Origin of the sequence: Aeromonas sp. 603607 (assembly GCF_049171595.1) — a bacterium.
GTDB classification, from domain to species: Bacteria; Pseudomonadota; Gammaproteobacteria; order Enterobacterales; family Aeromonadaceae; genus Aeromonas; species Aeromonas veronii.
Window position 1 is genome coordinate 54,757 of the sequence record NZ_JAAKOV010000008.1, and the last position, 14,819, is coordinate 69,575.

Here is a 14,819-nt window from a genome sequence, read left to right on the forward strand (position 1 = left end):
TAGCGCGTTACACGGGGATCGAACGGGTGGAGGCAAGGGCACAGGGGCGCACCAAGGGTGGCTTCATCGCAGGGGTGATGTTTTTCCTGCTGGTGATATGGGGCTGCTACCGGACGGCGCTGGATGTTAAAGATTGGCTGACGGATGCCAATCGGTTGCCCATGAGCGAATTGTTGCTGCAGGGGCAACATCAGTATCTGGAGACGGAGGAGCTGCGGTTAGCGGTACTGGATGGTGCCGAATTACGCAACTTCTTCGAGTTGGATGTCAATGAATTGCAGGCAAGGCTCAATGCCTTGCCATGGGTGGCCTCGGTATCGGTACGCAAGAAGTGGCCGAACAAGATCAAGGTCTACCTGACGGAACAGGACGTAGCGGCGCGCTGGAACGGCAACCGCTTCGTCAACACCAAGGGCAAGGTGTTCAGCGCCCCGGATCGGGTCAAGACGCCGCTGATGCAGTTGTCGGGGCCGGATGATCAGGCCGCCCGGGTGTTGAAAGAGAGTCGGCAGTACGAGTCGCAACTGGCTGCCAAGGGATATAAGTTGCTGGGGGTGAATCTGACCCCCCGCCATGCCTGGGAACTGACCCTGGATGGCAATATCAAGCTGTTCCTGGGACGCAATGACATTGCGCTCCGGTTGCAGCGGTTTATCGATGCCTTCCCGGTTATCGAACCCCGTGCGCAAGTCGCCTACGTGGATCTTCGATACGACACCGGAATGGCAGTTGGCTGGAAGAAGAGCGAAGAGAAAGTGCATGACCAACACCGCAGATAGGAATTTGATTGTCGGACTGGATATCGGCACAACCAAGGTGGCGGTTCTGGTCGGGGAAGTATTGCCGGACGGTGAACTGAACGTCATCGGTATGGGCAGTCACGCTTCCCGCGGGATGGAGAAGGGCGGGGTCAACGACCTCGACTCCGTGGTCAAGTCACTGCGCCGTGCTGTGGAAGAGGCCGAGATGATGGCGGATTGCCAGATCAGCTCGGTTTACCTCGGCTTGTCCGGCAAGCATATCGACTGCCGCAACGAGACCGGCATGGTGCCCATCTCCGACGAAGAGGTGACTCAGGAAGACGTGGACAACGTGATCCACACCGCCAAGTCGGTTCGCCTCTCGGATGAACTTCGGGTGTTGCACGTGCTGCCGCAGGAGTTTGCCATCGACTATCAGGAAGGGATCAAGAATCCGGTCGGCCTCTCCGGCGTGCGGATGGCGGCCAAGGTTCACCTGATCACCTGCCATAACGACATGGCTCGCAACATCGAGAAGTGTGTCGAGAAGGTAGGGCTGCGGGTCGATCAACTGATCTTCTCCGCGCTGGCATCCAGCTACGCGGTGCTGACTGAAGACGAGAAAGAGCTGGGTGTCTGCGTGGTGGACATCGGTGGTGGCACCATGGACATGTCGCTGTTTACCGGCGGTGCCCTGCGCCACACCAAGGTGATCCCCTACGCTGGCAGCACTGTGACCAGCGACATTGCCTACGCCTTTGGTACGCCGCCGCTCGACGCAGAAGCGATCAAGGTGCGCTACGGCTGTGCCCTCGGTCGTCTGGTCAGCAAGGAAGACAATATTGAAGTACCCAGTGTCGGCGGTCGTCCGGCGCGTAGCCTGCAACGGCAGACACTGGCTGAAGTGATTGAGCCCCGTTACACCGAGTTGCTCTCCATGGTGAATGATGAGCTGGTGCGGGTACAAAGCGAGTTGAAAGCGCAGGGGGTCAAGCATCAGCTGGCAGCCGGTGTGGTCTTGACCGGCGGCGCTGCCCAGATCGAAGGCATTGTGGAGTGTGCAGAGCAGATCTTCCAGAGCCAGGTTCGGGTAGGGGAGCCCATGAATATTCGTGGCTTGAGTGATTATGTGCAGGCGCCGGTGTACTCGACTGCGGTCGGGTTGCTGCAGTACGGCCGTACACATCAGGCAACAGGTAGCAACAAAGAATATGCCGCCAAGGCAAGCGTCGGTGGTCTGGTCAAACGGGTCAGCAACTGGCTGCGTGGCGAGTTTTAAGAATTTTGCTGAGTCAGGCAAATAAAGCGGAGAGACAACATGTTTGAATTTATGGATAGCCACACTGACGAAGCCGTCATTAAAGTGATCGGTGTAGGTGGCGGCGGCGGTAACGCTGTCGAGCACATGGTTCGTCAAAATATTGAGGGTGTTGAGTTTATTACCGTCAACACCGATGCCCAGGCACTGCGTAACTCCAGCGCCAACACTACCCTGCAGATCGGCGGTGGCATCACCAAGGGTCTGGGTGCCGGCGCCAATCCGGAAGTGGGTCGTGATGCGGCCATGGAAGATCGCGAAGCACTGCGTGAGCTGCTGACCGGTTCCGACATGGTGTTCATCGCCGCCGGTATGGGTGGTGGTACCGGTACCGGTGCTGCGCCGATCGTGGCCGAAGTGGCACGCGAGATGGGCATCCTGACCGTTGCTGTAGTGACCAAGCCGTTCTCCTTTGAAGGGAAGAAGCGGATGGGCTTCGCCGCGCACGGCATTGAGGAGCTCTCCAAGAACGTCGACTCCCTGATCACCATCCCCAACGACAAGTTGCTGAAGGTGCTGGGTCGCGGTATCTCCCTGCTGGATGCCTTCAAGGCGGCCAACGATGTACTGCTTGGCGCGGTACAGGGCATTGCCGAGCTGATCACCCGTCCGGGCTTGATCAACGTCGACTTCGCGGACGTGCGTACCGTAATGCGCGAAATGGGTACCGCCATGATGGGTACCGGTTCCGCCTCTGGTGATGACCGTGCTGAAGAAGCGGCCGAGAAAGCCATCTCCAGCCCGCTGCTGGAAGACGTGGATCTGGCTGGTGCCCGTGGCATCCTGGTCAACATCACCGCCGGTATGGACATGACCATCGAAGAGTTCGAAACCGTGGGTAACGCGGTCAAGGCCTTCGCTTCCGAGAACGCCACTGTAGTTGTGGGTACCGTAATCGATCCGGAAATGCACGACGAGCTGCGTGTGACCGTGGTTGCTACCGGTATCGGTGCCGAGCGCAAGCCGGACATCACGCTAGTCAAGAGCAGCCAGGTGCAAGAGCGCCCGGTGCGTCAGCCGCTGGTCAGCGACATGATGCAAGGCCGAGTGATGGACGAAGCCCCGGCCAAGGTGGTCAACGCCGAGCCGCAAGCTCGTCGCGAACCGGATTATCTGGATATTCCGGCGTTCCTGCGCAAGCAAGCTGACTAAGCCTCTTATGGCTCTTGTTTGTTTGTTGTTCAAGGAATGTGCTAAGATGGCCTGCCAACGACCATCTGGTCCGGATTTTAAGCTGTTTAGGGTACACCCATGATTAGACAAAGAACCTTGAAAACGAGTGTACAGGCGACTGGTGTCGGCCTGCATTCGGGCCGGAAAGTCACCATGACGTTCCGTCCGGCACCTGTGAACACAGGGATCGTTTACTTGCGTACCGACCTGAATCCTGTGGTGGAGCTGCCAGCCAATGCCGATCAGGTGCGCGATACCGTGCTCTGTACCGCTCTGGTCAACGAAGCCGGTGTCCGTGTCTCTACCATTGAGCACCTCTCCGCCGCGCTGGCCGGGATGGGGATCGACAACCTCTATGTCGAGGTTGACGCGCCCGAGATCCCGGTGATGGACGGCAGTGCGCATCCCTTTATCTACCTGCTGCAGGAAGTCGGGGTCCGTGAGCAGAATGCTGCCAAGCAGTTTGTGCGGATCAAGAAGAGCATCCGGGTTGAAGACGGCGACAAGTGGGCGGAATTCCACCCTTATCGCAACGGCTTCAAGATGGATCTCGAGATCGATTTCCAGCATCCGGTCTTTGAAGGGCGCAATCAGCGTTGCGTACTGGACTTCTCCGGTGCCTCCTTCGTGAAAGAGATCAGCCGTGCCCGTACCTTTGGGTTCATGCGCGATATCGAGTACCTGCGTTCCCAGAACCTGGCGCTGGGCGGAAGCCTGGAAAACGCCGTGGTACTGGACGATTATCGAGTGCTGAACGAAGACGGTTTGCGTTATGAGGACGAGTTCGTCAAGCACAAGATGCTGGACGCGATCGGTGACCTCTATATGTGTAACCGCAGCATCATCGGTGAGTTCCGTGCCTACAAGACCGGACATGCCCTGAACAACAAGCTGCTGCGTGCCTTGCTGGCCGAGCAGGAGGCTTGGGAACTGGTGACCTTCGAGGGTGAGGGCGACAAAGCGCCTATCGCTTACTACGATAACGGTCTGGTTCTGGCCTGATAGCTGTGCAACGGAACGTCGGTCCTCTCTCCGCACCGACGTTCCGTCATTTGTTTACTCCATCCTTTAATACCGATTATCTCCCGGTTTTATTTCCCGTGTAGGCTCCTGGCCGCACCTGACCGAGCAGACTGATTTCTATGAGCATTACCCTGATCCTCCACGGCAAGCAGCGACGCAAGTTGCACCTGCCCAAACAACGTCTGGCATGGGTCGGCGGTATTGTTTTCTCCCTGTTGGCCCTTGGTGGTGGCTGGCTCTGGCAGAGTTGGCACCAGAAAATGGAGGCGCTGGAAGTAGCGCTGGCCATGGCCGAACAGCGCTCTGCCGAGCAGAGCGGTGATGAAGCGCGCGAACAGCTGGCCATGTTGGCTGCTCAGGTGGGCACCATGCAGGGGCAGCTGGGTCGTATCAATGCCCTTGGCGAGCGACTGACCGAACAGGCCGACCTCGATCCCGACGAGTTCAATTTCAAAGAGCTGCCCCCCATGGGCGGTCCCTCTTACGATGAAGATCTGGAAGTGAGCCTCAACGAGCTGCAGGCTTCGATGAAACACCTCAGCCAGCAGCTCAGCAGCCGCGAAGAGCAGCTGTCGGTACTTGAATCTTTCATCATGAATCACCATATCACCGATGCCGGTTTTATTTCCGGCACGCCAGTCAAACAAGAGCGAGTTTGGGTCTCATCCGGCTTTGGCGGACGGGTCGATCCGTTCAATGGGCGTGCCAAGATGCATAAAGGGGTCGATTTCCGTGGCAAACCCGGAACCCCGATTCTGGCCACCGGGCCCGGCATTGTCAGCTGGGCCGGCCGTCATCCGGAATTTGGCAATATGGTGGAGATTAATCACGGCAATGGTCTGGTCACCCGCTATGCCCACAACTCCAGGTTGCTGGTCGAGGTGGGCACCCTGGTTGATCAGGGGCAGAAAATTGCCTTGATGGGGCGCACCGGTCGCGCGACCGGGGTCCATTTGCATTACGAAGTGTTGAAAGATGGTCGTCAGGTCAACCCCGCACGCTTTCTCAGTGCCAGCCGGGGTTAGGTTTTTTTCTTCAGGTTCCAGTGACGGAACGCTTTATATAACCAGAAATAGTTGGTACCCATGATTAGCACACTGCTTACCAAGATTATCGGCAGCCGGAACGACAGAACGCTCAAGGCTTTGCGCAAAATTGTAAAACAGATCAATGCCATGGAGCCGCAGTTCGAGGCTCTCTCCGATGCCGAGTTGCAGGCCAAAACGGCTGAATATCGTCAGCGTATCGAGCAGGGTGAGACTCTGGAGCAGTTGCTGCCGGAAGCGTTCGCGACCGTGCGTGAAGCCTCCAAGCGGGTGTTTGGTATGCGTCACTTCGATGTGCAGCTGATCGGCGGCATGGTGCTGAACTCCAACCGCATCGCGGAAATGAAAACCGGTGAAGGTAAGACCCTGACCGCAACCCTGCCAGCTTACCTGAATGCCCTGAGCGGTCGTGGCGTCCACGTGGTGACGGTAAACGACTACCTGGCCAAACGTGATGCGGAGGCGAACCGCCCGCTGTTCGCCTTCCTCGGCATGACCGTTGCGTGCAATGTGCCCGGCATGGATGCGTCCCAGAAGCGTGACGCCTACGCCGCCGACATCACCTACGGTACCAATAACGAATTCGGTTTCGACTACCTGCGCGACAACATGGCGTTCTCGCCGGAGCAACGGGTACAGCGTCCGCTCAACTACGCGCTGGTGGATGAGGTTGACTCGGTGCTTATCGATGAAGCTCGTACCCCGCTGATTATCTCAGGCCCGGCCGAAGACAGCTCCGAGCTCTATATTCGTGTCAACAAGCTGATCCCCTTGCTGGTCAAGCAGGACAAGGAAGATACCGAAGAGTACACCGGTGACGGTCACTACACGGTAGACGAGAAGAACCGTCAGGCGCTGCTGACCGAAAACGGCCAGATCTTCGTGGAAGAGCTGCTCAAGAAAGAGGGGCTGCTGGATGAGAACGATTCCCTGTTCTCCGCCTCCAACATCAGTCTGTTGCACCACGTGAACGCCGGTCTGCGTGCTCATACCCTGTTCGAGCGCAACGTGGACTACATCGTCCAGAAAGACGAGATCGTCATCGTCGATGAGCACACCGGTCGTACCATGCCGGGTCGTCGCTGGTCTGATGGTCTGCATCAGGCCGTTGAAGCGAAGGAAGGGGTGAAGATCCAGAACGAGAACCAGACGCTGGCATCCATCACCTTCCAGAATTACTTCCGTCTCTACAACAAGCTGGCGGGAATGACAGGTACTGCAGATACCGAAGCCTTTGAATTCCAGCAGATTTATGGCCTGGATACCGTGGTTATCCCGACCAACAAGCCGATGGTGCGCAAGGACATGGGCGATCTGGTCTACCTGACCGCCAATGAGAAGTATGCCGCCATCATCGAAGATATCCGTCAGTGCGTGGCCAAGGGCCAGCCTGTACTGGTTGGTACCGTCTCTATCGAGAACTCCGAGCTGCTCTCCGGCATCCTGACCAAGGAGAAGATCCCGCATCAGGTGCTGAACGCCAAGTTCCACGCCATGGAAGCGGAGATCGTTGCCCAGGCTGGCCAGACTGGCGCGGTCACCATCGCCACCAACATGGCGGGTCGTGGTACCGACATAGTGCTCGGGGGCAACTGGCAGGCGGAGATCGCCAAGCTGGAGAATCCGACCGAGGCACAGATTGCCGAGCTGAAAGCGGCATGGCAGGTGCGTCACGATGCGGTGCTGGCTGCCGGCGGTCTGCATATCATCGGTACCGAGCGTCACGAATCCCGTCGTATCGACAACCAGCTGCGCGGCCGTTCCGGTCGTCAGGGTGACCCGGGCTCCTCCCGCTTCTACCTCTCCATGGAAGATACCCTGATGCGGATCTTCGCCTCCGATCGCGTCACCGGCATGATGAAGAAGCTGGGCATGGAAGAGGGCGAAGCCATCGAACACCCCTGGGTCACCAAGGCGATCGAAAATGCCCAGCGCAAGGTGGAAGGTCGCAACTTCGACATCCGCAAGAGCTTGCTGGAGTTTGACGACGTGGCCAACGACCAGCGCAAGGTAGTGTACGAGCAGCGTAACGAGTTGCTGGATACCAACGATATCTCCGAGACCATCCACGTTATCCGTGATGATGTCTACGGCAGCGTGATTGACGAGTACATCCCGCCCCAGTCTCTGGAAGAGATGTGGGATGTGCCGGGTCTGGAAGCGCGCCTGAAGGCAGACTTCGCGCTGGATCTGCCGCTGCAGCAGTGGCTGGCGGAAGATGACAAGCTGTATGAAGAGAAGCTGCGCGAGCGCATTCTGGACGAAGCCACCAAGCTCTATGCCCACAAGGAGGAGCTGGTTGGCAAAGAGGTGCTACGCAACTTCGAGAAGGCAGTGATGCTGCAAACTCTGGATGGTCTGTGGAAAGAGCATCTGGCGGCCATGGATCACCTGCGTCAGGGCATCCATCTGCGCGGCTACGCCCAGAAGAACCCCAAGCAGGAGTACAAGCGCGAATCCTTCGATCTGTTCACCCAGATGCTGGAAACCCTCAAGCGCGACGTGGTCAGCATCCTGAGCCGTGTTCAGGTGCAGGAGCGCGATGTGGAAGCGATGGAAGAGCAGCAGCGCCAGCAGGCGGAAGCCGCTCCCCGTACCTACACCCATGCCGCGGCTGAGAGCCAGCTGGCCGATGAACAGGCCGCAGGTGAAGAGGGCCACACCACCTTCGTGCGCGATGAGCAGAAGGTTGGTCGCAACGATCCCTGCCCGTGCGGTTCAGGCAAGAAATACAAGCATTGCCACGGTCAGTTGACCTGATCGATGCAGTGCTATGACAAGGCGGGCCCGGTGCCCGCCTTGTTTTTGTCAGAGGGTGGCGACGTCACTGTGGTGGCGCCATCTGACCAAGGGTTATCGGATATCAGGCATCATCGGCCGTTCATCCAGCCGGAGGTTGGGCACATTGAACGGCCTGGTCAGCCATAGCGTACAAAGGTAACAAGATGGAACAGAAAAAGCGGATCTGGGTAGCGGTTGGCGTCATCGAGAATGAACAGGGCGATATCTTTATCGCCAGACGCTCCTCCGATCGCCATCAGGGGGATCGCTGGGAGTTTCCAGGTGGCAAGGTCGAGTCGGGCGAGGATCTTCTCACCGCACTGGATCGGGAGCTGTGGGAAGAGATCGGCATCCGGGTGCAGGATTGTGCCCCTTTCATGGAGCTGCAGCACGACTACCCCGAGAAGCAGGTGTTGCTGGATATCTGGAAGGTGACCCGTTTCAGCGGCGAGCCGTTCGGCAAAGAGGGGCAGGAGTGTCTATGGGTGCCGGTGTCCGAGCTGCACAACTACCACTTTCCCGATGCCAACGGTCCGATTGTCGCGCGGCTTCAAGGCCTGCTGACTTGAACCGGTTGCAACAACAAGCATCAAAAAAGGGCCCATCGGCCCTTTTTTATTTTATAGCGGAGAGTGACCAGGGGCTTATAGCCACTGATCGCCCTCTTCCGGCTCCGGCAGCAGATCCGGGTTGATCTCCCCGGGGATCCGCTTCTCTTCATCGGCCCACTCGCCGAGATCGATCAGCTGGCAGCGTTTGCTGCAGAAAGGTCGGAACGGACTCTGCGGGCCCCACTCCACTTCGCTCTGGCAGGTCGGACACTTTACCTTGGTGACCATAAGTACTCCTTAGCAGCAGGCGAGCTGGAATGGCACATCGCCAATCTGCTGCTCGCCCGTAGGCAGGAAGCGCAGGGCAAAACGATTCTTGTGGCCGCTCAGGGTCGGGTAGCAGAACAGATTGCCCGGCAGCTTGATGCGGATCAGCTCGGCGCTTTCGGCGGTGTCCTGGAAGAAGCCGTTGGTCGCCACCTGCTCGCTGAAGCTGCCCGATTCACGCCACAGACGCAGCAACAGGGTGATGGCGTTCATCAGCAGGGTGATGTCGCTAAGCCAGCCCTGCATCTGCTGGTGACGGGTGATGGCCGGGGTTCCGAGCCAGTGGTGCAGCTGGGGCACGTCGAAGGCACACAGGCCACCCGGGATGGAGAAGCGCTGGCGAATGGAACCGAGCAGACGATCCTCTTTCAGGCGGGCTCCCGGGCGTGGCGAGTTGAGCAGGTTGCGGGAGAGCTGGCTGCTCTCTTGCTGCATCTGTTTGATCTGCTCCAGATCGACGTCGGGCAGGCTGGCCCAGTGGCTCAGACGTTGGCCGAGACGCTCCAGATCCTTGATAAGGTCAGCGCGCAAGTCACCACGCTCCAGCAGCTCCTGCAGATCGAACAGCCCTTTGAAGAAGGCGATATGGGCCCAGGATTGCTCGCTCTCCAGATTGTCGCGAATTTGGGAAAACAGGGACTCCAGACGCAGGTAGGTCCGGCTTTTTTCATTGAGGGGAAAATCGTAAATCATGCCTAATCCTGGCCAGCCATAAACCGGCCTAGTGTACTCACTGTTGACGGGGTTGTTGAGAGGCAAATGCCAGATATGTCTCGTGCAGTGCCAAAATCCGCGTTTTTATCGCCATTTCGCTGCCATTGGCGTTCTCGATGACATCATCCGCCGCAGCTAGCCGTTCTTTCCGGCTGGCCTGTGCTGCGATGATGGCTCTGGCCTGCTCGGTGCTGACGCCATCACGACGGCAGGTGCGCTCAATCTGGGTCGCTTCGTCCACATCGATCACCAGCACCCGGTCGGCGAGGCCGGTGAGTTTGTTCTCCACCAGCAGCGGCACCACCAGCAGGCAGTAAGGAGAACTGGCTGCGGCACACTGGCGCAGCATTTCACTGCGAATCAGCGGATGGAGCAGTGCATTGAGCCACTCCTTGGCCTGCGGGTCGCTGAAGACCCGCTCGCGCAGGGTGCGACGGTCGAGTTGACCGCTCGGCTCAATCACATCCGGGCCAAAATGGTCGGCGATGGTGGCAAGGGCCGGGGTGCCCGGCTCTACGACCTCGCGGGCGATCACATCGGCATCCACCACCTCGATACCCAGTTCGGCAAACTGATTGGCGATGGTGGTCTTGCCACTGCCGATACCACCGGTAATAGCAACTACATACATGGGGGGCCTCTTGCTCAAAGCAGGGTAGAGAGATACCAGTTGGTGATGGTATCGCCCCACAGCAGGGCAATCCAGCCCGCGATGGCGAGGTAGGGGCCGAAGGGGATGGGCTTGCCCTGATGGTGTTTGTGCAAGGCGATCAGGCTGATGCCGATCACGGCGCCGACCAGGGATGAGAGCAGCAATATGATCGGCAGCGCCTGCCAGCCGAGCCAGGCACCCAGCGCCGCCAGCAGCTTGAAGTCGCCATAGCCCATCCCCTCCTTGCCGGTGAGCAGCTTGAAGGCCCAGTAGAGGCTCCAGAGCACCAGATAGCCGACCATGGCGCCAATCACGGCATCCGCCAGCGGTACGAAGCCACCTGCCAGATTGAACAGCAGACCGCCCCACAGCAGGGGCAGGGTGAGCTGATCTGGCAGCAACATCTTGTCGAGATCGATAAAGGTGAGGGCCACCAATACCCAAGTCAGCAGCAGGGCGGCCAGTGTGCCCCAGCCCGGCGTTATGACCATGGCAACGGCCACCGAGAGCAGGGCTGTTATCAGCTCTACCAGCGGATAGCGGGCCGAGATGGGCGCCTGACAGTCGCGGCAACGCCCCTTGAGCCAGAGCCAGCTCATCAGCGGAATGTTCTCGATGGCGGTAATGGGGTGACCACAGTGAGGACATGCGGAGCGCGGTACCATCAGGTTGTAGCGCTCTGGTGCGATGGCCTCTTCGTCGGGGGAGAAGTAGCTGCGATACTCGGCCTGCCACTCTCGCTCCAGCATGATGGGCAGGCGGTGGATCACTACGTTAAGGAAGCTGCCGATCATCAGGGAGAAGAGAAAAACCAGCGAAAAAAAGATCCATGGCAAGCCGTGAGCCAGCTCGAGAAGAAGTGTCATAACCAACCGTCAGTTATTGAATGAGTGAAGGGCATGGCTTTGGCTCCATGCCCTGATGAATCAACCCACCACGTCGCCAAGTTTGAAAATGGGCAGGTACATGGCGATAACCATGCCGCCGACCAGCACCCCGAGCACCACCATGATGAGGGGTTCCAGCAGGCTGGTAAGGCCATCGACCAGGTCGTCCACCTCTTGCTCGAAGATGGTGGCAACCTTGGAGAGCATATCATCAATGGCGCCGGACTCCTCGCCGATCATCACCATCTGGATCACCATGTCCGGGAAGAGATCGACGGTGCGCATTGCCACGTTGATCTGCATACCGGCCACCACCTCGTTGCGAATGGCCATAACGGCGGTGCGATAGACATAGTTGCCGGAGGCACCGGCCGCCGAGATGAGTGCATCCACCAGCGGGATACCGGCCGAGAAAGTGGTTGAGAGTGTGCGGGCAAAGCGGGCCATGGCCGCCTTGTGCAGGATCATACCGACCACCGGGATGGTGAGCACAAACTTGTCGGTATTGTCCCTTACCTTCTGGGAGGCGCGCCAGGCGCGTACATAGAGGAAGATGGCGAGCGCAGCTCCGCCAAAGAAGACATACCACCAGTTCTGCATAAAGCGTGAGATGCCGATGACAAACTGGGTGAACACCGGCAGCTCGGCGCCAAAGCTCTTGAAGATATCCTCGAACTGGGGGATGACGAATAGCAGCAGGATGGAAGTCACCACTATGGCCACCAGAATAACCATGGTGGGATAGAACATGGCCTTCTTGATCTTCGACTTGAGCGCTTCCGACTTTTCCCGATAGGTGGCGATACGGTCGTAGATGGTCTCCAGCGCACCGGATTGCTCCCCCGCCTCAACCAGATCGCAGTAGAGATCGTCAAAATGGCGAGGGTGGCGGCGCAACGCCTCCGACATGGGGGTTCCGGTCTCAACATCGGAGGCGATCTCACCCATCAGCTCGCGCATGGCGGCTTTCTCGTGGCTGCGGGCGATGATCTGCAGGCTTTGCACCAGCGGTACGCCGGCGGAGAGCATGGTGGTGATCTGGCGGGAGATAATCGCGATATCCATCGGCTTGATCTTGGCACCGCCCTTGGAGAAGAGCCCCTGGGATTTTTTGGCCACCTTGGTGACGTTTACCCCCTGCTTGCGCAGCTCCGCCTTGACGGTATTGATGCTGTCAGCCTGCAGCTCGCCGGAGACCTTCTGCCCCTTGCGATTGACCCCGTGCCAGCGGAAGGCGAAGACTTTTTTCGGGGTGTTGTTCTTTTTCGTTAGGGTTGCCATCTTTGCATCCTGCAATTGGGCGGATGGTCAGGGAGCCCCTGAACCATCTGACCTGATAAATATCCTCAAACGGCTTGGCACCATCTGGTCGCTTGCTGGTAGATCATCTTGCTCGCATCTTGGCGAGGTTTAATTGGTGGTGACCCGGTTGACCTCGGCCAGGCTAGTGACACCGAGCCGTGCCTTCTCCAGTCCCGAGGTGCGCAGGGTGCGCATGCCCTCTTTCTGGGCAATCGCCGCAATTTGCAGGGAGTTGGCCCCCTGCATGATCAATTTTGCGATATTTTCCGACATTAGCATGATTTCGTAGATGCCGACTCGCCCCTTGTAGCCACCGGAACACTCCTTGCAACCAACCGGTTTGAACAGTCGCAAGCCGGCTGCCAGCTGCTGCGGGGTAAAACCCAGCTCCAGCAGCTCGGCTTCCGGCACCACCTCCGGCGCCTTGCAGTGATCACACAGCTTGCGGGCCAGCCGTTGGGCCATGATCAGGGTGACCGAAGAGGCGATATTGAAGGCCGGAACCCCCATGTTCATCATCCGGGTCAGGGTTTCGGCTGCCGAGTTGGTGTGCAGGGTTGAGAGCACCAGGTGGCCGGTTTGTGCAGCCTTGATGGCGATCTCGGCGGTTTCGAGATCCCGTATCTCCCCCACCATCACCACATCCGGGTCTTGCCGCAAGAAGGAGCGCAGGGCGCTGGCGAAGGTGAGCCCCGCCTTGGGGTTGACCTGCACCTGGTTGACGCCCGGCAGGTTGATCTCCACCGGATCTTCAGCGGTGGAGATATTCACCTCGGTGGTGTTGAGAATATTGAGGCCGGTATAGAGCGAGACCGTTTTGCCCGAGCCGGTGGGGCCGGTCACCAGGATCATCCCCTGTGGTTTCGAGAGGGCACGCAGGTACTGCGCCTTCTGGCGGTCGTCGAAGCCGAGCTGCTCGATATTGAGGCGGGCCGCCGAAGAGTCGAGCAGACGGATAACGATCTTCTCCCCCCACATGGTGGGCAGGGTGTTGACCCGCATATCCATCGACTTGTTGCGCGACAGTTTCAGTTTTATGCGGCCATCCTGCGGCAGCCGCCGCTCGGCGATATCGAGCCGCGCCATCACCTTGAGGCGGGCAGAGAAGCGGTTGGCCAGATTGACCGGCGGGGTAGCGATTTCGTGCAGAATCCCGTCGATGCGAAAGCGCACCCGATATTTGAACTCATAGGGCTCGAAGTGCAGGTCGGAGGCGCCGCGCTTGATGGCATCCATCAGGATCTTGTTGATGTACTTGACGATGGGGGCGTCGTCATCGGCGGTATTGACGCTCTCGTCGAGCCGGCTGCTCTCGTCGCTTACCTCGAGGTCGGAGATCTCGGCCTCGTCGATATCCTCCATGCCGAGGGCGTCGTTTTCGCTCTCCAGCAGCTTGCCGATGGCGGCGGTGAGCTTGTTCTCCTCCACCAGCAGCGCCTCGGTATGGAGCCCGAAGCTGAAGCCGAAGTCCTCCAGGGCCGAGACATTGGTCGGATCCGACATGGCGATATAGAGGGTGTGGCCCTGGGTGTAGATGGGCAGGACGTGGTGCTTCTCAATCAGCTTCTGATTGAGGTACTTCTGCGGGATCTCGGCCAAATCGAAGGCGGCAAGATCCAGCAGAGGTACCCCATACTCCAGCTCGCAAAAATCGGCGAGCGCTTTGCTGTCGAGGATGTCGTTTTCTATCAGAAAGGTCACAAAGGGTTTGCGCTGGGCCTTGGCCTGGCTCAGATAGCGCTGGGAATCCTCTTCACTGATCAGTGAAGAGGCGGCCAGGCTTAACGCCAGGCCGCTATTAGGGCTAGAGGTCATGGTTAGCACATGCTAGCAGCAGCACATGTACCTGTATCTCGTGTCCAGTTAACTTGCTTCGATGCTTCAACAGTACCAACAAGAATGAAGGTAGGGTTAGCGGGGTTAAGTCCATCAAAATCTGTACCGCTTTGAATAGTAATTTCTACTGTATTTGCCCCCGTGGCTGCTGCAAAAGTGTTGGCAACTGCTGTGTCTATTCGGGCGGGGTTTGCATTTGCGATTGCGGTAGCAAGTGCACTATTTGCTGCATCAATACATGCACCGCCTGCAGCCGCGTCCTCAAGGTCTACTGCAGCAACGTCAAGGCTTTGTACACAAACCTCTACAGCTGTCTTGGCAGGGCCAGCAGCTGCGATAACCTCTGAGTATTTTGCACGCAGTGTATAGGTCTGATACGCAGGCAGCGCGACGGCGGCCAAGATGGCCACGATCGCAACCACGATCATCAATTCAATAAGGGTAAAGCCTGATTGTTTCTTCATTTTGC

General features: G+C 58.4%; 14 protein-coding genes. 7 read left to right on the forward strand and 7 right to left on the reverse strand.

Annotated elements, in window-relative coordinates; translation table 11 throughout:
* The first annotated feature begins 26 nt into the window (after window positions 1-26).
* From G5315_RS09510 to mutT, 7 genes are all read left to right on the forward strand, one after another.
* Window positions 27-779: a cell division protein FtsQ/DivIB gene (locus G5315_RS09510; RefSeq protein WP_421332947.1), complete on the forward strand. Its 753-nt coding sequence runs from the start codon at window positions 27-29 to the stop codon at window positions 777-779.
* Window positions 760-2,019, forward strand: coding sequence for a cell division protein FtsA (ftsA, locus tag G5315_RS09515; RefSeq protein WP_005336148.1), 1,260 nt, complete (start codon window positions 760-762; stop codon window positions 2,017-2,019). The genes G5315_RS09510 and ftsA overlap by 20 nt, the downstream gene beginning before the upstream one ends.
* 39 nt (window positions 2,020-2,058) lie before the next feature.
* On the forward strand, window positions 2,059-3,210 hold the full coding sequence (gene ftsZ / locus G5315_RS09520; protein WP_005336147.1) for a cell division protein FtsZ: 1,152 nt from the start codon (window positions 2,059-2,061) through the stop codon (window positions 3,208-3,210).
* Between the two features lie 99 nt (window positions 3,211-3,309).
* Entirely contained in the window at window positions 3,310-4,233 is a 924-nt protein-coding gene (gene lpxC, locus G5315_RS09525) for a UDP-3-O-acyl-N-acetylglucosamine deacetylase (protein WP_026456701.1), read from the forward strand.
* A gap of 140 nt (window positions 4,234-4,373) precedes the next feature.
* The gene (locus G5315_RS09530) at window positions 4,374-5,279 is read left to right on the forward strand and encodes a peptidoglycan DD-metalloendopeptidase family protein (protein ID WP_257124209.1); all 906 of its coding nucleotides are present in this window, start codon (window positions 4,374-4,376) and stop codon (window positions 5,277-5,279) included.
* 60 nt (window positions 5,280-5,339) lie between these two features.
* Window positions 5,340-8,060, forward strand: coding sequence for a preprotein translocase subunit SecA (gene secA, locus G5315_RS09535; RefSeq protein WP_421332948.1), 2,721 nt, complete (start codon window positions 5,340-5,342; stop codon window positions 8,058-8,060).
* A 185-nt stretch (window positions 8,061-8,245) separates the two neighbouring features.
* On the forward strand, window positions 8,246-8,650 hold the full coding sequence (mutT, locus tag G5315_RS09540) for an 8-oxo-dGTP diphosphatase MutT (RefSeq protein ID WP_421332949.1): 405 nt from the start codon (window positions 8,246-8,248) through the stop codon (window positions 8,648-8,650).
* Window positions 8,651-8,725: 75 nt separating this feature from the next.
* Here mutT and yacG read toward each other — a convergent pair whose 3' ends face one another.
* The 7 genes from yacG to tapA all read right to left on the reverse strand — a co-directional run bounded on the left by yacG (window position 8,726) and on the right by tapA (window position 14,814).
* Complete coding sequence (yacG, locus tag G5315_RS09545) at window positions 8,726-8,920, reverse strand: DNA gyrase inhibitor YacG (RefSeq protein ID WP_005336142.1); 195 nt, start codon at window positions 8,918-8,920, stop codon at window positions 8,726-8,728.
* 9 nt (window positions 8,921-8,929) lie between these two features.
* Entirely contained in the window at window positions 8,930-9,652 is a 723-nt protein-coding gene (zapD, locus tag G5315_RS09550; RefSeq protein WP_216952203.1) for a cell division protein ZapD, read from the reverse strand.
* A 37-nt stretch (window positions 9,653-9,689) separates the two neighbouring features.
* Complete coding sequence (coaE, locus tag G5315_RS09555; protein WP_227341825.1) at window positions 9,690-10,304, reverse strand: dephospho-CoA kinase; 615 nt, start codon at window positions 10,302-10,304, stop codon at window positions 9,690-9,692.
* 14 nt (window positions 10,305-10,318) lie between these two features.
* Window positions 10,319-11,191, reverse strand: coding sequence for a prepilin peptidase (locus G5315_RS09560; RefSeq protein WP_227341826.1), 873 nt, complete (start codon window positions 11,189-11,191; stop codon window positions 10,319-10,321).
* A 60-nt stretch (window positions 11,192-11,251) separates the two neighbouring features.
* Window positions 11,252-12,493, reverse strand: a complete 1,242-nt coding sequence (locus G5315_RS09565) for a type II secretion system F family protein (RefSeq protein WP_227341827.1) — start codon at window positions 12,491-12,493, stop codon at window positions 11,252-11,254.
* A gap of 129 nt (window positions 12,494-12,622) precedes the next feature.
* Window positions 12,623-14,338, reverse strand: coding sequence for a PilB family type IVa pilus assembly ATPase TapB (gene tapB, locus G5315_RS09570; RefSeq protein ID WP_421332950.1), 1,716 nt, complete (start codon window positions 14,336-14,338; stop codon window positions 12,623-12,625).
* Complete coding sequence (gene tapA, locus G5315_RS09575; RefSeq protein ID WP_421332974.1) at window positions 14,332-14,814, reverse strand: type IVa pilus major pilin TapA; 483 nt, start codon at window positions 14,812-14,814, stop codon at window positions 14,332-14,334. Before tapA ends, tapB begins: the two co-directional genes overlap by 7 nt.
* Between the last annotated feature and the right edge of the window lie 5 nt (window positions 14,815-14,819).